This is a genomic window from Aminobacter carboxidus (assembly GCF_014863355.1).
Taxonomy (GTDB): Bacteria; Pseudomonadota; Alphaproteobacteria; order Rhizobiales; family Rhizobiaceae; genus Aminobacter; species Aminobacter carboxidus.
In genome coordinates this window covers 461,900-478,634 of the sequence record NZ_JACZEP010000002.1, presented here as the reverse complement: position 1 = coordinate 478,634, position 16,735 = coordinate 461,900, and the positions used below count along the sequence as shown (strand labels likewise).

Sequence of the window (16,735 nt, the reverse complement as noted above, 5' to 3'; positions counted from 1 at the left end):
GATGCCCAGCGCCAATACGAGCGCCGCTAGCCAAGCCAACAGCTTCGCCAGCCGTTTCAACCTGCAGCAATATGTCGTCTATTTCGGCTTCCTGGCGATCTTCCTGTTCTTCGCCATCGTGCTGAAGGACAGTGGATTCCTGACTGTCCGCAACTTGTCCAACATCGTGCTGCAGACGGCACCGGCGACGATCATGGCCATCGGCCTGGTCTTTGTCATGTCGGCCGGCGAAATCGACCTGTCGATCGGCTCGACCGTCGCTGTTGCGGCGCTGGCGGCGGCGGTTACGGTCAACGAATACGGTCTTGTCGCCGGCGTGCTTGCCGGCATCGGCGCCGGCTTGCTGATCGGGTTGCTGAACGGCGCGCTGGTCGCCTATGTCAAGCTGCCATCGTTCCTGGTGACCCTGGCAACGATGGGCCTCTTCGCCGGTGTGGCGCGCTCGATGACCGACCTGCGCTCCATTCCGGTGACCGACAGCACGTTTACCGGCTTCTTCGGTTCCGGTGTGTTCCTGGGTATTCCATCACTCATCTGGTGGACGGCAATTGCGGTTGCCGTCGGCCATATCATCTACCGCGAGACCCGCTTCGGCGCCCATGTGCTGGCCATTGGCGACAACGCCCGCGCTGCAAGTGTGTCGGGCATCAGCGTGCCGAAGATGCGGTTGGCCGTGCTGATGATCAGCGGTGGCCTCGCCGGTCTCGCCGGCCTGCTTTATGCGGGTCGCCTGCAGGCTGCGAAATACACGCTTGGCGAAACTGACCTGATGACGGTTATCGCCGCCGTCATCGTCGGCGGCACGCTGCTCAATGGCGGCAAGGGCTCGATCATCGGCGCACTGGTCGGCTCGCTGATGATGGGCATGCTGAATAACGGCCTGATCCTCATGGGCCTGTCGGTTTCCGACCAGATGATCGTTCGCGGTCTCATCATCCTCGCTGCGGTGGCCGTATCGCTGCGCGAAAAATCACGCTGAAGGAAGCTCGCCATGTTTCTCGACGTTTTGCGCCGCCGTAACCCGGCTTTCATCGAAGCTGCGATGGCTTTGCATCAGCAGGGCAATATCCCGGCGAACGCCTATGTGCTCGACCTCGACGCGGTCGAGCAGAATGCGCGCACCCTCAGCAGCGAAGCCAGCAGGCTCGGCCTCAAGACCTTTGCCATGACCAAGCAGGTCGGCCGCTCCAGTTCATTCTGCCATGCGGTCAAGCGCGGCGGCATCGACCGCGCCGTGGCCGTCGACATGGCCTGTGCCCGCGCCACTCACAAGGCCGGCCTGAAGCTGGCGCATCTCGGCCATCTGCAGCAGGTCGCTCGTCATGAGGCGGCGGCGGCGGCCAAAGCCTTTGAGCCAGACTACTGGACCGTTTTCAACCAGACCAAGGCAGAAGAAGCCGCCGCCGGAGCAAATGCCGCAAGCCGCACGCAGGATCTTCTGGCGCGCATCCGCGCCGAGGGCGACACCTTCTATCGCGGTCACGAAGGCGGCTTTGATGCGGCCGATATCGCAGCTGTCGCCGACCGGCTCGACGCACTCGATGGTGGCCGCTTTGCCGGCATCACCACCTTCCCGGCCCTGCTGTTCGATCACGCGACGCGCAAGGTTGTGCCGACACACAATCTTGCGACACTTTCCAAGGCGGCTGAGACGCTTGCCAAGGCGGGACGCAAGGACATCGAGATCAACGCCCCCGGGACGACGTCGAGCGTGATGCTTGCCGCATTGGCCGAGGCCGGCGCAACGCAGTGCGAACCTGGCAACGGCCTGCATGGCACGACTGCGCTGCATGTGATGGAAGACCTGCCAGAGCTGCCGGCGGTGCTCTACCTCACCGAGGTGTCCCATCTCTGCGGCGGCAAGGCCTATTGCTTCGGCGGCGGCTTCTACATCGACCCGATCTTCCCCGACTACGATGTCAAGGCGATCGTTGGTCGGGAGCCAACCACTGCTGCGGTCGCGCTGCGAAGCGTCGAAGTACCGCCGCCCTCGGCCATCGACTACTACGCGATGATCGATGCGGGTGGGCCGAACGCGCCCAAGCCAGGCGACACCGCCGTGTTCGGCTTCCGTGGGCAGGCGTTCGTCACCCGTGCCTATGTCGTTGGCGTCTCAGGCATCTCAAAGGGCGCGCCGAAGGTGGAAACGATCGAGAACGGTTTCGGTGAAACCGCCTCCTGGCCGGTTTAGGAGATGTCCATGACCGCGAACCCAAACGTCAACGCAGCAGCACCCGTTCTGCAGCTGCAGGATATTCGCAAGACCTTCGGCGGCATCACGGCGATCGAGAATTTCTCGCTTGAGGTGCGCCCGGGAGAGATCGTCGCGCTTGTCGGCGACAACGGCGCCGGCAAGTCGACGCTGATCAAGATCATCTCCGGCGTCTACACGCCGACATCGGGCACGATCACCATCGAAGGTGAATCGGTGGCCATGTCGAACGCCACAATGGCCCGCGCGCATGGCATCGAAGTGGTCTACCAGGATCTTGCGCTGGCCGACCAGCAGACCGTCTACATGAACATGTTCCTCGGCCGTGAGCCAGTGAACGGCTTTGGACTGCTCGACCGCCGCCGGATGATCAACGAGACGGAAAAGCTGGTGAAGGAACTCGACGTGCGCATTCCTTCCGCGCACGCTGCGGTCCGTGACCTCTCTGGCGGCCAACGCCAGGGTGTCGCCATTGCCCGCGCCACCCACTGGGCCAGCAAGCTCATCCTCCTCGACGAACCGACCGCAGCACTCGGTGTCGCGGAAACCGCCAAGGTGGAGGAAATCGTGCTGTCGCTGAAGCAGCGCAACATCGGCGTGCTGATCATCAGCCACAGCCTCGACCAGGTGTTCAAGCTGGCAGATCGCATCTGCGTTCTCAGGCGCGGCAAGCAGATCGGCGTTCGCGAGACTGACAAGACCGACAAGAATGAGATCATCGCCATGATCACGGGGCTGCAACAGCATTGACGCAGGCTCGCGAACACGCGGCATCTTCATACTGACAGACGGAGTTTTCGGTGACCCACACCGCCACGCAGATGCTGCGCGAGATCAACGAAATCCCAGGGGTAGTCGAACGCCAGATCAGGGACGGAGCGGCGATCTATCGCGAAGAGGGGCTGCGGCTGAAGCGTGAGCAGCCACGGTTCCTCGTCACCTGCGCGCGCGGCTCATCCGACCAGGCGGTTACCTATTTCAAATACCTCGTCGAGATCGGCATCGGCATCCCGGTCGCTTCGGTTGGGCCGTCGATTGCCTCGGTATTCAATGCCAAGCTGCGATTCAGCGGCGGCGCGTTCCTTACCGTTTCGCAATCCGGCGCAAGCCCGGACCTCGTCAGCCTTCAACAGCGTGCAAGCGCCGGCGGCGCGCACACGGTGGCCCTGCTGAACGTCACCGATTCGCCGGTCGGCAATAGCGCGGCCAGCGTCCTGCCGATGATGGCAGGACACGAGAAGGCGGTCGCCGCGACAAAGTCTTTCGTTGCCTCGCTTGTGGCGCTGGCCAGCGTCGCGGCCTGCTGGACCGAGGATCATGCCCTGCTGGACGCGTTGGCGAGCCTGCCTGAAAGCCTGGCCAAGGCCCTCGAATGCGACTGGAGCGCGGCGGCCCTGCCACTTGCGGCGTCACATTCCCTGTTCACCGTCGCGCGCGGCCACAGCCTGGGCATCGCTGGGGAGGCCGCGCTGAAGTTCAAGGAAACCTGCCGCCTGCACGCGGAGGCCTATAGCGCCGCCGAAGTGCGCCATGGCCCGATCGCACTGGCCCGCGACCGTTTCGCGGCCCTGGTTTTTGCCAATGGCGACGAGACCGACGAAAGCGTCCGCGATGCAGTCGAGGCGATGACGATGGCGGGCGCCAAGGTGTTTGTCGCAGGCGCATCGGCCGGCGGCGCCCACGTCCTGCCGACTGTCTCTGCCCGGCACGCGTTGCTCAACCCGATCTGTCGCGTGGTGAGCTTTTATCGCTTTGTCGAAGCGCTGTCGGTGTCGCTAGGCGAAAATCCTGACGCCCCGGCTTTGCTGAAGAAGGTGACGCAAACAGTTTGACGAGAAAGGCAGCGGGCCTGCGACTAAGCGGTTCTCGGGTGGCCCTTTTAACAAGCATGCCGTCCGCCTTGAGCCATGATGCTTTTGAAGCGCTCTCTCAGGACGAGGTCGTGTCAGGCATCATGAATGCCGGGCAAGACAGCGGAACAAATGATTGTTTCCCGAACGCCCTTACTTCGGCCGTGCAACGTCGTTGGTGCCCTCGGCATCAGGCGCAAGGCCATAGCTCATGCGGCGCATCTGTTCGATGACCCTCTCCATCTCCTCGTCGGACAGGATCGGCGGCTCGCCGAGGGTGAGCGCCTGGACATACATGCGCGACAGCGTCTCGACTTCGATCGCCAGCCACAAAGCATGCTCGAGATTGGTGCCGAGCGAAATCTGGCCGTGCTGGCCAAGCAGGCAGGCGAGCCGGTCCTTCAGCGCCACCAGTGCATTGTCGGACAGCGCCTGGGTGCCGAAGGTGGCATAGCCGGCACAGCGGATGGTGTTTCCGCCGGCAACCCCGGTCATGTAGTGGAACGAGGGAATGGTCTTGTGGTGGCAGGCGAGCGTCGTCGCATAAACCGAATGGCAGTGCAGCACGACACTGATGTCCTCGCGCGCCTTCAGTATGTCGCGGTGGAAGCGCCATTCCGAAGACGGGCGGCGGCCAACATAGGTGCCGTCGAAACTCATCTCGACGATGTCGTCCGGGCCCATGATGTCATAAGGCATGCCCGACGGCGTGATCAGGAAGCCGCCGCTCGATCGCACCGAAAGATTGCCGGCCGTGCCCTGGTTGATGCCGCTCGAATTCATGCGCCGGCAGATCGACACCATCTCGTCGCGCAGTGCCTTGTCAGTCATTGTCTACTCCAGATGAAAAACCCGCTGCAGCGGCACGACAAGCGGCTCGTTGCGGTCGGTGTACTGCATGACGTCGGCCATGAAGTTCCACCAGCGGCGGTTGACTTCGGTTTGCGGCAACCGGTCCATGCTGTGATCGTCGCTGCGGACCAGCGTTGCAAACAGGTGATTGGTCTCGGGATCGAGCCAGATCGAATAGTCTGAGACCCCCGCCTGGCGCAGCGCAGCACTGAGCTCCGGCCAGATCGCGTCGTGCCGCTTCTGGTATTCGGCGGCCTGGCCCGCGTTGAGGACCATGCGGAAGGCGATACGCTCAGGCATGCTCGCTCTCCTATCAGACGATGCCGCCGCCGCCGCTGGCCGATGCCGGACGCTCGGCCGCGACCTTCTGGCGATAGAAGCTGGCACGATAGGCGGCGACCGGATTGATGGCGCCGCCGCCGTTGAGCCGCGCCATGGCAAGGATCGGCTCGACGTCGGTGCGATAGGCTGCTTTCAACGTCTGTGTCGCCATCAGCGCGTCGTTCTCGTCCTGGAAACCTGCGAGTGCCTTGCGGTCGACCAGCAGAGCGCTGGCATAGGCGCGCTGCACCTCGACGGCCGACAGCATCAGGCTTTCGATCGGGTCGGTGACGTTGTGGCTCTGATCGAGCATGTGGGCAGGGTGAAAGTCCTTGGCACCCGAAAGCTCGGCATCGACAAGTTCGTTGAAGACCAGGAACAGGCGGTAGGGATCGATCGAACCGGCATCGAGATCGTCGTCGCCATATTTCGAGTCGTTGAAATGGAAGCCGCCCAACTTGCCGAACTGGATCAGCCTCGACACGATCATCTCGATGTTCACATTGGGGGCATGGTGGCCCAGGTCGACAAGGCAATAGGCCTTTTCGCCCAACTCCTTGGCGATAAGGTAGTTGGTGCCCCAGTCCTGCACGACCGTAGAATAGAAGGCCGGCTCATACATCTTGTGCTCGCTGAACAGCCGCCAGTCGCCTGGCAGTGCTGCATAGATATCCTTCATCGCATCGAGATAGCGCTCGAAGGCGCGGGCGAAATTGACCTGGCCGGGAAAGTTCGAGCCGTCGCCAATCCACACCGTCAGCGCCTTCGACCCCAGTGTCCGACCGATCTCAATGCATTCGATGTTGTGCTCAACCGCTTGCCTGCGAACAGCCGCATCGGCGTGGCTGAGCGAGCCGAACTTGTAGGAGTGCTTCTGGTCGCGAGCGTCGGAGAATGTGTTGGAGTTCATCGCATCGAAGCCAAGGCCGAAGCGCGCCGCGGCCTGCTTCAGCCTGACAGGATCGGCCCTGTCCCAGGGGATGTGCAGCGAAACCGTCGGCGTGGCGCGCGTCAGCTGGTTGATGACGGCGCAATCCTCGATCTTGTCGAACACGTCGCGCGGTTCGCCCTGGCCGGGGAAGCGGGCAAAACGCGTACCACCGGTGCCCACGCCCCAGGACGGGATCGCAACACCGAAAGCCTCGACCTTGCCAAGGATGGCATCAATGGCGATGCCGCGGCGGTCGAGCTGCTCACCAAGTGACGCGTAGTCGGCGCGCAGGGTCTTTTCGCCGACGGCATTGCTCTTTTCGACGACGTCGCCTGATATCATCGTGTCCATCACATCCTCCTCCCGCGCGGCCTCACCACGCAAATGTCCGCACGAGAAAATCGGGCGTCGCCCCGTGCTCGGCGAACAGCTGATCCCGCTCGGCCGGACTGCTCGTTTCCACAACGCCGGTCATGACAAGGGCGGTCCGAAGCCCCGCTCCCTGCCCGCCTGATATGTCGTGCTCGATGCTGTCACCGACACAGACGGCCCTCGTTGGCTCGGGATTGCCCAGCATGTCGAGCGCCGCAGCGTAAATTTCGGGGAACGGCTTGCCGATCCAGGTCACCGCGCCGCCAAGCTCGGCATAGAGCTCGGCGATGCGCCCGGCGCCGAAACGCGGCCCGACCGGCGTCAGCATGATCTTGTCCGGGTTGGTGCACAGGCACTTGGCACCTCGCGCCGCGGCGGGCTGCAGCAGTTGGCGGTAGTGGCCGAGGTCGTGGCGATCGCCTTCGCTGGCCGACAGCAGAACGATGTCGGCCTCCTCGCCCGTCTCGACCATCGTCAGCGGCAGGCCCTCGACCGCCGAGCGGTCGCCGTCGCGGGCGATGAGCAGGCAACGCAGGCCGGCCTCGTTGCCAAGCTGCTTGCGCAGGCGCTGCCAGGCGACTTCGCCCGAGGACAAAAAGTGGTCCCAGCTGCCGGGCACGAAGCCGAGCTTGACCAGCCGCGCCTCATTGGGCGCCGAACGCTTGCCGGAGTTGGACAAAAGCAGCGTCCGCTTGCCGGCCTGTTTCAACTGCACCAGCGCGTCGACCGCTCCGGGATATGGGGTCGTGCCATCATGCAGCACGCCGAACTGGTCGAGGATGAAGACGTCGAAGCGCTCGGCAAGGTCACGGATAGCTGACAGCTGGATGGTCGCCATCACAGGTCTCCCACCGCTTCAAGGCCAATGAGCGCCAGCCGCGCCGCGCCGGCCGCAGCCTCTTGCGAATGCGCGGGCAGGAACGGCACGCCGAGCCGGTTTTCGCGGATCGCCGTCCAGGCAGGGTTCGCCGCGCCGCCGCCGAGGCTGCGCACGGAGTGCAGCGGCGGGGCGCCGAGCTCAGTGAGCCTGTCGTAGCCGAGCTTCTCGATGGCGGAGATGCCCTCGAGCATGGCTTTCAGGAAGCCGGCGTCGCCGGCCGGTCGCGGGGTGAGCCGCGGAGGCCAGAAGGGATCGAGCACCGGAAAGCGCTCGCCCGGTTCCAGCAGCGGATAGAAATCGAGGCCGGTCGGAACGTCCGGATCGATGGCTGCCGACAGCCGCGCGATTTCGTCCGCGGCAAAGAAATGCGCAAGCACCTTGCCGCCACTGTTGGAGGCACCGCCGGCGAGCCACATGCCGTTGATGCGGTGGCTGTAGATACCGAAATCGGGCGCGAAGACGGGCCGGTCGCTGAGCAGCTTCAGCGTCAGCGTCGAGCCGAGCGCGGTGACACCGTCGCCTGGCCTGTCGGCGCCGGTTGCAAGGAATGAGGCACATCCGTCGGTGGTACCGGCGATAATCTCGACCTCTTCGCTGAGGCCGAAGGCACTAGCCATATAAGGTGCGATGGTCTCGAGCGGAGCGCCGGGCGCCACGACGCGCGGTAGCAAGCTCGCCTTGAGCCCGGTTTCGGCGATCCAATCCGGCCAGTGCCGGTCGATCGGATCGTAGCCGGTTTTCAGCGCGTTGTTTTCGTCTGTCGTGCGGAAATGGCCGGCGAGCCGCCCGGCGATCCAGTCCGCCTGGTGCAGAACCTTGACCACGCCGGGTACGGACTGGAAGACCAGCGCCTTGGCCAGACCTGAGGTGGCGCCATGCGCGGCACTTTCGGCCGGGATCACAGCCGCGATACGGGCCAGAAGCTGGGGGGTGCTGACCTTGTCGTCATACATCAGCGGTTCGGCGAGTGGCGTACCCTCGGCGTCGACCGGCAGCAACGTGCCCGACGTGGCGTCGACGGCGATGGCATGGACCCAGGCGCGGTCGACCTGCGACAGCACTGCGTTCAGCGCCGCTTCGACCGCCTGCCACCAGATCTTCGGCGAGCGCGGGTTGGCACCGAAATCCGCGAGCCTTGCTGCGCCCTGCGCCACGATCTCGAATTGGGGCGTCATCGCCACGGCCCGCGCACCCGACGTGCCGAGATCGATGCCGATGGCGAGCGGGACCGTCATTTCAGGCAATCTTCCTGGCCGCGGCCTTGCGAGCCAGGTCCTGCCGGTACTTCTCGGCGTCCCAGTCGGTCAGTTGGAGATGCTCTTCCGCAGTCAACGCCCGCATCGGCGCATTTTCAGGGATGCGCGAAAGAACATCGGCCAGGCAGCGGGCCATCGCATCGGCACCCGGCGTCGCATCGGTGCGCATCAGGACACCCGTGCCGGGAAACAGGATCGACACCGGCGACGTGCCGAGACGCGTCACGACCGCAGCGACGTCTTCGCCATCCCTGGCGGTGACGGAGCCGGTTCCGAGGAAAATCACATGGTCGGGGTAGAGGCTGCCCTTGGCAGCCAGGTTCAGGCTTGCAGGGTCGGTCGCCGCAGCATGAGCGGCATCGGATTGGGGAAGGCGATAGTCGTTGCCTGAGGCGAGTTGGGCGAGCTTTTCGGACCCAAAGGACCGGGCCTCCCGCGCCGGAATCTTCAGCCTCGCCTTGACGTCTTCGAGCAGGGCTTCCGCCCCGGCCACGGTATCGGCTGCAACGACGAGCCCGTGATTGGCAAGGATCAGCACATCGGGCCGCTGGCCACGATGCTCTGAGATGGCGAGCGCCAGCGGCAGGCCTGGCCGTGCATAAGGCACATAAGCCCAATTCAGCCCGTCAAGACGCGGGCCGACCTGTTCGACGCAGTCGCTGCGCACGGCATGGGCGATGGTGTCGACGCAGTGGACGTGCAGCACCACGCGCTGAGGCATCAGCGCATGCACTGTCGTCTCGATGGACGGGCGCAGACCCGAGCTGTTGAGGGCCGAAACGATGAATTGATGTGCCTGCTCGGCAGCGGGATCGATCGCCTCGACAGCAGCAATGAGTGGCGCCATCTCCACCGGCACCATGATGTCGCGCTCGAGCGCATGCGCCAGCCAGGTGCCGGACGCCTTGATCCAGAGCGTGCCGCCGACCTTGAGCGACGTGTTGCCGCCCGCACCCTGTGTCAGCAGCGGATCGCCGCCAATACGGGCCGATACGGCTTTCAGCTGTTCGAGTTCGGCTTGCCAGCCGGCCGCTTCTGGCATGCGAGGGTCCTTTCCAGTTCAGGGGCGGAGCCGGCCGACATACTGATATCAGCCGGCTCCGTGCCTTTCTTGGAGAGACGCCCAAGGCGATGGGCGTCTCCCGCTTCGACCTCAGAAGTCGAAGTTGTTGATGTTGTCCTTGTTGAAGACGGTCGGCGCGCCAAGCAGGATCTCGGAACCGTTGATGACCGAGAGGTCGCCAAGCTTGCCGGCCTTCACCGAGGTTGCACCCGGGGCGAGCGAGCCATCGGCGACGGCACGCAGCACGAAGGCCGCGGCATAGCCAAGGTCGACCGGGTTCCACAGCACAACCGACTTGACGCAGCCGGCGCCGACATAGGGCTTCATCGCGTTCGGCGTGGCCAGGCCGACAACGGCGACGCTGCCGCACTTCTTGGCCTGGGTCACAGCGTCGGCAGCGGCCGGTGTCGCCACGCTGGTCATGCCGAAGATGCCCTTGAGCTCGTCGCCATACTTGTTGATGAGCGTGTTCGACTGGTTGAAGGACAGGATGTTGTCTTCCTGCGCCTCGACGGTCTCGAGCCACTTCATCTTGGGATGGCACTTGGCCTGGTAGGCCTGCATCTCGGCGATCCAGCGCGCCTGGTTGGGCGTGGTGAAGGTCGAAGTGACGATGGCAAAGGCGCCCTCGTCACCGATTTCGGTTGCCATCGAGTCGACCATGGCCTTGGCGATACCGTTGAATTCGGCCTGGTTGACGAACCACTGGCGGGCATCGGGCGACGAATTGGCGTCATAACCGACGACGTTGATGCCGGCGCCGAGTGCCTTCTTCAGCACCGGTGCGATGGCGACCGGGTCGTTGGCGGCGAACAGGATGCCGTCGACGCCGGAGGTGATGTAGTTGTCGATCAGCGTGACCTGGTCATCGATGTTGGCCTTGGATGGACCATCGGTCTTGGCGTCCATCGTACCCATTTCCTTGGCGGCGTCGGCGATGCCCTTTGATGTGGCATTGAAATAGCCGATGCCGACCAGTTTGGGCACGTCGACCACCTTGATCGTCTTGCCCTTGCGGTCAGGCGCATTGGTTGGCTGGCCGCCATCATAAGGCTTGGCGGCGGCAGTCGCCGGCGTGGCATCGCAGGCCAGCGGGTTGGTGGGCAGGTCGTCACCGCCAGTCCAGACGGACTGGGCATGGCTGAGGCTTGTCGAGAAGGACAAGGCCAAGAGCGCGGAAAGTACTACGTTACGCATTCAATCCTCCAATTGATCGTCCGGACACTGTAGAGCGGCAGTGAAGGACGTTGCTCTCCCTAGGTTCGAGTGCCGCTCCTCTCGAAGAGGTTGCTGGCGAGGATCGCCAGGATAAGCACCGCGCCGATCAGCATGATCGTGCCGTCACCCTTGATGCCGGCAAGCGACAGGCCATTCTTCAACGCCTGGATCAGGCAAAGGCCGATGATGGTGCCGATGATCGTGCCGCGTCCGCCAAAGATCGAGGTGCCACCGAGAACCACCGCGGTGATGGCGTCGAGCTCGATGCCGGTGCCCATGTCGGAACGTGTGGTGGAAACGCGGGACACAAAGATCACCGCGGCCACCGCAGCCGCGAAGCCGGAAGCGGTGTAGAGCGCGAGCTTGGTCTTTTCGACTGACAGGCCCGAGAAGCGGCTGGCGACCTCGTTGGAGCCGACGGCATAAACCGTGCGACCCCAGGTCGTGTAGGCGAGGATGATCGAGGCAACGACGGCGGCAAGCAGCAAGATCCACAGCTGCGTCGGCACGCCGAGCACGTCCTTCTGGCCGAGCACGTAGAACCATTCGGGATAGCCGCGCACCGACCGCGCCTGGCTGATGCCTTCAGCGAGGCCGCGATAGAGCGCCAGCGTCGCCAGCGTCGCGATCAGCGGCGGCACGCGGAACCGCGTGATGATGACGCCGTTGACGAAGCCGGCAAAGGTGCCGGCGGCGATCGCTGCCGTTGCTGCCACCGGCAGCGGCAGACCGACATTCTGCCAGAACACGCCCGTCAGGATGGCGGTGAGCCCGAGGATCGAGCCGACCGACAGGTCGATGCCGCCGGTGGCGATGACGAAGGTCATGGCAATCGCGATCAGGCCGATCTCGGTCATCAGCCGGCCCTGGTTGAGCAGATTGTCGACGGTGAAGAAGCGGTCCGACTGGAACGACAGCACGATCAGGACGATGACCAGCAGCAGGGCCAGCAACGTCTCGTGGCGGATGAGGGATCTCAGGTTCATCTTGTCGCCCTCAGCTTCTGCCGCGCCGGCGCAGCATGTCGGCCAGCACGGTCGCCAGGATCAGCAGGCCGATCACGGCGCGCAGCCAGTAGGCCGAAACGTTGACGAAGATCAGGGCCGATCCGATGGTGGCGAACAGGATGGTCGCCAGCGTCGACCCGATGACCGTGCCCGAGCCGCCGAGGATCGAAACGCCTCCGATGACGGCCGCGGTAATGACGGTGAGTTCGAGATTGGGCGGCACCGTCGACTGGATGACCTGCAACTGGGTGGCAAACAGGATGGTGGCCAGGCCGGCAAAGGCGCCGTGGATGACGAAGACGGCGACGGTGCGGCGGGCGATCGGAATGCCGGTCGCAAGCGCGGCCTCGGCATTGCCGCCGACGGCATAGAGCGAGCGGCCGAAGGCGGTGTAGCGCATCCAGAACGCCGCAAGCAGCGTCAGCACGACCATGAACACCAGCGGCACCGGCAATCCGAGGATCTGCTTCTGGGCGATCAGGTAATCAGGCGGCAAGTCGGTGATCCAGGTCCCGCCTGTGACGCTGATCAGGCCGCCGCGCAGGATCGACAGCGCGCCGAGCGTCACGACGATGGATGGTATCCTGGCATAGGCGACCAGGATGCCGATGATGGCGTTGACCGCCATACCGACCAGCACCGGCGCCAGCCAGGCAAACCAGATCGGATAGCCGGCGACCGCAAGCGAACCCGAGATGGTCGCCAGCACGCCGATCAGCGCGCCGACCGAAACGTCGATGTTGCCGGTGACAATGACCATCGCCATGCCGATCGCAGCGACTGCGATGTAGGCGTTGCCGGAAAAGATGGTGGTCAAATTGTTGGCGCTGATGAAGCGCGGATTGACCATCGTCACCACGGCAAACAGGACGACGATGGCGGCCAGCACGACGATTTCCTGGCCGTATTCGGCGAATAGCCGCTTGAAGAAGCCCGGGCGCTGCGGTGCTGCGCGCGAACGGGCGGTCGCTTCGACTGTCGTCGTCATCATGCGGCCTCTCCGGTGCGATGCGCGGTCATGGCGGCGCCGACGCGTTCGGGCGTGGCTTCGGCGCGGGCGATTTCGCCGGTGATGCAGCCGCCGCTGATCACCAGCACGCGGTCACTCATGCCGAGAACCTCCGGCAGTTCGCTCGAAATCATGATGATGGCCACGCCCTGCTTCACCAGCTCACCCATGATCGTATGGATCTCGGCCTTGGCGCCGACATCGACGCCGCGCGTCGGCTCGTCGAGGATCAGCACCTTCGGCTTGGTCTCCAGCCACTTGGCTATGACCACCTTCTGCTGATTGCCGCCTGAGAGTTCGCCGACCGGCTGGCCGATGTTGCGGCAGCGGATGCTGAGCCGCTTGACCGCGTCGAGCGCGCGCTGCGCCTCCTCGCCAGCCTTGATGAAGATGCCCGACGACAGCCGCTCTATGGTCGCCATCGACACGTTCTTGCGGATCGCCATGGCCTTGACCAAGCCCTGCTGGCCGCGATCCTCTGGCACATAGGCAATGCCGAGATCGCGCGCCTGACGCGGCGATCCGATACGAACCACCTTGCCTTCCATGGCGATCTCGCCGGAAGTAGCCGGCGTCATGCCGAACAGGGTCAGCGCCAGTTCGGTGCGGCCGCTGCCCACGAGGCCGGCAATGCCGAGGATCTCGCCGCGTTTGAGTTCGAAGGAAATGTCACGCACGTGGCGGCCATGATTGAGGTTCGTCACCTTAAGCACGGTCTCGCCGATACTGGCGTCCGCCTTCGGAAACAGACTCTCGATCGACCGGCCGACCATCATCGAGACGAGCTGGTTCTCATCGACCTCGCCGATGTCCCTGGTCGCGACATGAGCGCCGTCGCGCAGCACCGTCACGCGGTCGGCCAACGCGAAGATCTCGGGCATACGATGGCTGACATAAACGATGCCGACGCCGCGCTCGCGCAACTGCCGGACCACTGCCATGAGCCGCTGAACGTCGGACTCGACCAGCGACGCCGTCGGCTCGTCCATGATCAGGATACGGGCGTTCTTGCTCAGCGCCTTGGCAATCTCGACGCGCTGGCGCTGGGCGACCGACAGGCTCAGCACCTTGGTATCGACGTCGAGGTCATAGGTGTCGAGCTGGTCGAGCAGATCGCGTGTACGCCGCCGCACCTCGGCCCAGTCAATGATACCGGCGCTGGTACGCGGATAATTACCAAGGAAGACGTTCTCGGCCACCGACAGCTCGGGAAACAACAGCAGTTCCTGGTAGACAGTGGCAATGCCGGCAGCACCCGCGTCGCGCGTCGAGGAAAACTTCAGCTCCTTGCCGTCGACCACGATGGTGCCGGCGTCAGGCGTATAGAGACCCGACATCATCTTGATCAGCGTCGACTTGCCGGCACCGTTCTCGCCCAGCAGCGCATGCACCTCGCCCGGGCGGACGTCGAAGCTCACCTCCTTAAGCACCTTCACGCCGCCGAAGGACTTGGACATGCCGGTCAGGCTGACATAGGCGACAGGACTGCTCATCGGCTCGCCTCTCTCGCATCAGGCTTCACAGCTCTGGCAGCGGCCCGCGCGGCGTCGGCCAGTTCGCGCCAGCTGCTACGGTAAGCCTCGAGACCGGGAATGCGGCCTGCGATGACCGCAACAGTCTCGTCCTTGAATGGTGTCAAACCAAGCGCCTTGAAGGCCAGCGCGGCGGCGCCCGTCGCCGAGCCCTCGCTCATCATCGAGCGCACCACCGTCTGGCTCGGACGCAGCTGCGCCAGCATTGCGGTGAAAAGGTCGATCTTCGCCAGGCCGCCATCGACGACGAGGAGATTTTCCGACTTGATCAGGTCGAGCGACAGGTCGGTCATCATCGCGACGTAGAGGGCGGCGACCGCTGCCCGCTCCTCGCCGGCAACGTCACCACCAACGATATGTCCCCTCGTCTCGGGGAAAGGTCCGCCGGCCGCCCATGAAGGCATGGCAAAGACACCGCGCTCCATCACCCGCTCGACCGCTGCCTGCGAGATCGGCTTGTTCCAGTTGTCGCTGATGAGATCGTATTCGCGACCGCCCATGAAGCGCAGCGACGGCGCCGGCTCGCCGTTGACAGTGACATTGGCGATCATGTCCCGCTCCTGGTCGAGCGCGCCGAGCGGGCAATCGAGATTGATGATGATGACCCAGGTGCCCGTGGAAACCAGCGTGAAGTCGCTCAGCCCGGTCATCCGGTAATAGGCCAGTGCTGCATTGGAATCGTGCACGCCGTTGTGGACGGCAATGCCGCGCGTGCTGCCATCGGCCATGGTGACGCGGGCCTCGCCAACCACGGCACCCGCCGGCGCTATGGCCGGGAAACGGTCGCGCCAGCCGAGCCGTTCGACCAGCGAGCTGAAGTCGCGCTGTAACGGCGCCCAAAGCTGGCTGTGGGCGCCGAGATAGGACCATTCGGCAAGCTTGCGGCCGCTGAAACGCCAGACCCAATATTGTGGATAGCACAGGATCGCTTCGGTGGCGGCAAACGCCTCGGGTTCTTCGGTCTCCAGCCAGTAGATGTGACGGGCGATCGAGAAACCCAGCGGCAGCCAGGGCGTATAGGTTTCGGAGAAGTCAGGCAGGATCGGGTCGATCGCGCCGGCCACCGCGTCGGGCACTTCCTGCTCATAATCGAGGATCGGATGCAGCAGCTCGTTGCCACGCACGAGCGCAAAGGCGCAGCCATGCGCCGAGACCATCAGGCGCGTCACGTCATGGGCTGCTGCGACCTCGGCCAGCTCGTAGTTCATCCAGCCGAAAAGACGCTCGTCGTCGAGCACGCTTCGGCCGTGAAAATCGTGCCATACCGGCTTGGTGCGGCGCTCGTCGAGCAATGTGCCGTCAGGCGAGAACACGAACAGCTTGGAGTTCGTCTTGCCGAGATCGAAGACCGCCAGCGCGCCGCTCATGTCCCGCCCCCGTTGGAAGCGATGCGCAGCGCGATGCCCGCGCTTTCGAGCATCTTGGCGTGCTGGTCGGACAGACCATCATCGGTAATGACCATGGCCAGCCGCGTCAGCGGCAAGGCGACGTTGCGGGCGTGGATCGAAAACTTGCGGCTGTCGGCCAAAACGACGATCTGGTCGGCGTTGTGGCTCAGCTCCTGGATCGAGCGCACCATCAGCGGGTGCGATTCAAGCAGGCCGTCAGGGCTGATCCCCTGCGCGCCGAGGAAAAACTTGGAGGCGTAGAAATTGATCGGCTGCGACGGCGAGTAGATGACCCGGGGCTCGCGGTGCAATTCGCCGCCGGCGAGCGTCAGGCTGCACTTGCCGTGCTCGCCGAGATAACCGGCCAAGGGCATCGAGTTGGTGAACAGCCGCACGTTGCGGTCGGCCAGCTTGACGCCCAGATGGAAGCAGGTCGAGCCGCCGTTGACGATCACCGCATCACCGTCTCCGACCATTGTCGCGGCCAGTTCGGCGATCAGGCGCTTGGGCTCGACGGCAAGGTCGCGGTTTTCGTCATAGGGCCGGGCAAATGCCGTGCCCTGCGCTGCGCCATCGAGAGCGGAGATGCCGCCATAGACCTTGCGGGCGCCGCCCGCCTCATCGATCTTATCGATGTCGCGCCGCACGGTGGCTGCGGAAACGCCGAGATGCTCCTGCAGATCGCGCACCGACGCAAAGGGCCGGTCACGCAAAAGCTCGATGATCTGCCGCTGGCGGACCAGGTCGTTCACGAAAACACCTCCCATGGCTTCGCGAAAAGGCTGTGCCATGAGCTAACTTACGCAAATCGATTTGATGCGCAAGCGAATTGTGATGAAAATTG

Annotated in this window: 16 protein-coding genes; 4 read left to right on the top strand and 12 right to left on the bottom strand. The window is 64.1% G+C overall.

Translation table 11 applies throughout. The annotated features are described in order from the left end of the window. Position 1: 1 nt before the first annotated feature. Genes IHE39_RS09970 through IHE39_RS09955 form a run of 4 tightly spaced genes read left to right on the top strand, consistent with a single transcriptional unit; the run spans position 2 to position 4,044 of the window. Positions 2–979 carry an ABC transporter permease gene (locus IHE39_RS09970; RefSeq protein WP_184768132.1) on the top strand — a complete coding sequence of 326 codons (978 nt, stop codon included), beginning with the start codon at positions 2–4 and terminating at the stop codon, positions 977–979. A gap of 12 nt (positions 980–991) precedes the next feature. Then, a complete protein-coding gene (locus IHE39_RS09965) occupies positions 992–2,191 on the top strand; it encodes an alanine racemase (RefSeq protein WP_184768133.1) in 1,200 nt (399 codons plus the stop codon). A 9-nt stretch (positions 2,192–2,200) separates the two neighbouring features. Further along, positions 2,201–2,962 carry an ATP-binding cassette domain-containing protein gene (locus tag IHE39_RS09960; RefSeq protein WP_184768134.1) on the top strand — a complete coding sequence of 254 codons (762 nt, stop codon included), beginning with the start codon at positions 2,201–2,203 and terminating at the stop codon, positions 2,960–2,962. A gap of 50 nt (positions 2,963–3,012) precedes the next feature. Beyond that, on the top strand, positions 3,013–4,044 hold the full coding sequence (locus IHE39_RS09955) for an SIS domain-containing protein (protein WP_312880732.1): 1,032 nt from the start codon (positions 3,013–3,015) through the stop codon (positions 4,042–4,044). A gap of 171 nt (positions 4,045–4,215) precedes the next feature. Here the strand turns inward: IHE39_RS09955 and IHE39_RS09950 are convergent, their stop codons facing one another. From IHE39_RS09950 to IHE39_RS09895, 12 genes are all read right to left on the bottom strand, one after another. Then, positions 4,216–4,893 carry a class II aldolase/adducin family protein gene (locus IHE39_RS09950; RefSeq protein WP_192566356.1) on the bottom strand — a complete coding sequence of 226 codons (678 nt, stop codon included), beginning with the start codon at positions 4,891–4,893 and terminating at the stop codon, positions 4,216–4,218. A 3-nt stretch (positions 4,894–4,896) separates the two neighbouring features. Next, a complete protein-coding gene (rhaM, locus tag IHE39_RS09945) occupies positions 4,897–5,214 on the bottom strand; it encodes an L-rhamnose mutarotase (protein ID WP_184768136.1) in 318 nt (105 codons plus the stop codon). 13 nt (positions 5,215–5,227) lie between these two features. Continuing rightward, a complete protein-coding gene (gene rhaI / locus IHE39_RS09940; protein WP_192566355.1) occupies positions 5,228–6,517 on the bottom strand; it encodes an L-rhamnose catabolism isomerase in 1,290 nt (429 codons plus the stop codon). Between the two features lie 22 nt (positions 6,518–6,539). Then, positions 6,540–7,376, bottom strand: a complete 837-nt coding sequence (locus tag IHE39_RS09935) for a TIGR01459 family HAD-type hydrolase (RefSeq protein WP_192566354.1) — start codon at positions 7,374–7,376, stop codon at positions 6,540–6,542. Further along, entirely contained in the window at positions 7,376–8,653 is a 1,278-nt protein-coding gene (locus tag IHE39_RS09930) for an FGGY-family carbohydrate kinase (protein WP_192566353.1), read from the bottom strand. Before IHE39_RS09930 ends, IHE39_RS09935 begins: the two co-directional genes overlap by 1 nt. Position 8,654: 1 nt before the next feature. Further along, a complete protein-coding gene (locus IHE39_RS09925) occupies positions 8,655–9,716 on the bottom strand; it encodes a class II aldolase/adducin family protein (protein ID WP_192566352.1) in 1,062 nt (353 codons plus the stop codon). Between the two features lie 111 nt (positions 9,717–9,827). Next, complete coding sequence (locus tag IHE39_RS09920) at positions 9,828–10,934, bottom strand: autoinducer 2 ABC transporter substrate-binding protein (protein WP_192566351.1); 1,107 nt, start codon at positions 10,932–10,934, stop codon at positions 9,828–9,830. Between the two features lie 59 nt (positions 10,935–10,993). After that, complete coding sequence (locus IHE39_RS09915; protein ID WP_192566350.1) at positions 10,994–11,941, bottom strand: ABC transporter permease; 948 nt, start codon at positions 11,939–11,941, stop codon at positions 10,994–10,996. A gap of 10 nt (positions 11,942–11,951) precedes the next feature. After that, a complete protein-coding gene (locus IHE39_RS09910) occupies positions 11,952–12,953 on the bottom strand; it encodes an ABC transporter permease (RefSeq protein WP_184768143.1) in 1,002 nt (333 codons plus the stop codon). Beyond that, positions 12,950–14,464 carry a sugar ABC transporter ATP-binding protein gene (locus tag IHE39_RS09905; RefSeq protein WP_192566349.1) on the bottom strand — a complete coding sequence of 505 codons (1,515 nt, stop codon included), beginning with the start codon at positions 14,462–14,464 and terminating at the stop codon, positions 12,950–12,952. The genes IHE39_RS09910 and IHE39_RS09905 overlap by 4 nt, the downstream gene beginning before the upstream one ends. After that, positions 14,461–15,870, bottom strand: a complete 1,410-nt coding sequence (locus tag IHE39_RS09900) for an FGGY-family carbohydrate kinase (RefSeq protein ID WP_192566348.1) — start codon at positions 15,868–15,870, stop codon at positions 14,461–14,463. Before IHE39_RS09900 ends, IHE39_RS09905 begins: the two co-directional genes overlap by 4 nt. Then, positions 15,867–16,643, bottom strand: coding sequence for a DeoR/GlpR family DNA-binding transcription regulator (locus tag IHE39_RS09895; RefSeq protein ID WP_184768146.1), 777 nt, complete (start codon positions 16,641–16,643; stop codon positions 15,867–15,869). Before IHE39_RS09895 ends, IHE39_RS09900 begins: the two co-directional genes overlap by 4 nt. Positions 16,644–16,735 lie beyond the last annotated feature (92 nt).

What these genes read in the sequence shown, in the direction of transcription:
- IHE39_RS09930 (WP_192566353.1), bottom strand. Translation starts at nt 8,653, where the DNA reads ATGACGGTCCCGCTCGCCATCGGCATCGATCTCGGCACGTCGGGTGCG.
- IHE39_RS09920 (WP_192566351.1), bottom strand. Translation starts at nt 10,934, where the DNA reads ATGCGTAACGTAGTACTTTCCGCGCTCTTGGCCTTGTCCTTCTCGACA.
- IHE39_RS09925 (WP_192566352.1), bottom strand. Translation starts at nt 9,716, where the DNA reads ATGCCAGAAGCGGCCGGCTGGCAAGCCGAACTCGAACAGCTGAAAGCC.
- IHE39_RS09970 (WP_184768132.1), top strand. Translation starts at nt 2, where the DNA reads ATGCCCAGCGCCAATACGAGCGCCGCTAGCCAAGCCAACAGCTTCGCC.
- IHE39_RS09915 (WP_192566350.1), bottom strand. Translation starts at nt 11,941, where the DNA reads ATGAACCTGAGATCCCTCATCCGCCACGAGACGTTGCTGGCCCTGCTG.
- IHE39_RS09900 (WP_192566348.1), bottom strand. Translation starts at nt 15,870, where the DNA reads ATGAGCGGCGCGCTGGCGGTCTTCGATCTCGGCAAGACGAACTCCAAG.
- IHE39_RS09950 (WP_192566356.1), bottom strand. Translation starts at nt 4,893, where the DNA reads ATGACTGACAAGGCACTGCGCGACGAGATGGTGTCGATCTGCCGGCGC.
- rhaM (WP_184768136.1), bottom strand. Translation starts at nt 5,214, where the DNA reads ATGCCTGAGCGTATCGCCTTCCGCATGGTCCTCAACGCGGGCCAGGCC.
- IHE39_RS09905 (WP_192566349.1), bottom strand. Translation starts at nt 14,464, where the DNA reads ATGAGCAGTCCTGTCGCCTATGTCAGCCTGACCGGCATGTCCAAGTCC.
- IHE39_RS09965 (WP_184768133.1), top strand. Translation starts at nt 992, where the DNA reads ATGTTTCTCGACGTTTTGCGCCGCCGTAACCCGGCTTTCATCGAAGCT.
- IHE39_RS09910 (WP_184768143.1), bottom strand. Translation starts at nt 12,953, where the DNA reads ATGATGACGACGACAGTCGAAGCGACCGCCCGTTCGCGCGCAGCACCG.
- rhaI (WP_192566355.1), bottom strand. Translation starts at nt 6,517, where the DNA reads ATGGACACGATGATATCAGGCGACGTCGTCGAAAAGAGCAATGCCGTC.
- IHE39_RS09935 (WP_192566354.1), bottom strand. Translation starts at nt 7,376, where the DNA reads ATGGCGACCATCCAGCTGTCAGCTATCCGTGACCTTGCCGAGCGCTTC.
- IHE39_RS09960 (WP_184768134.1), top strand. Translation starts at nt 2,201, where the DNA reads ATGACCGCGAACCCAAACGTCAACGCAGCAGCACCCGTTCTGCAGCTG.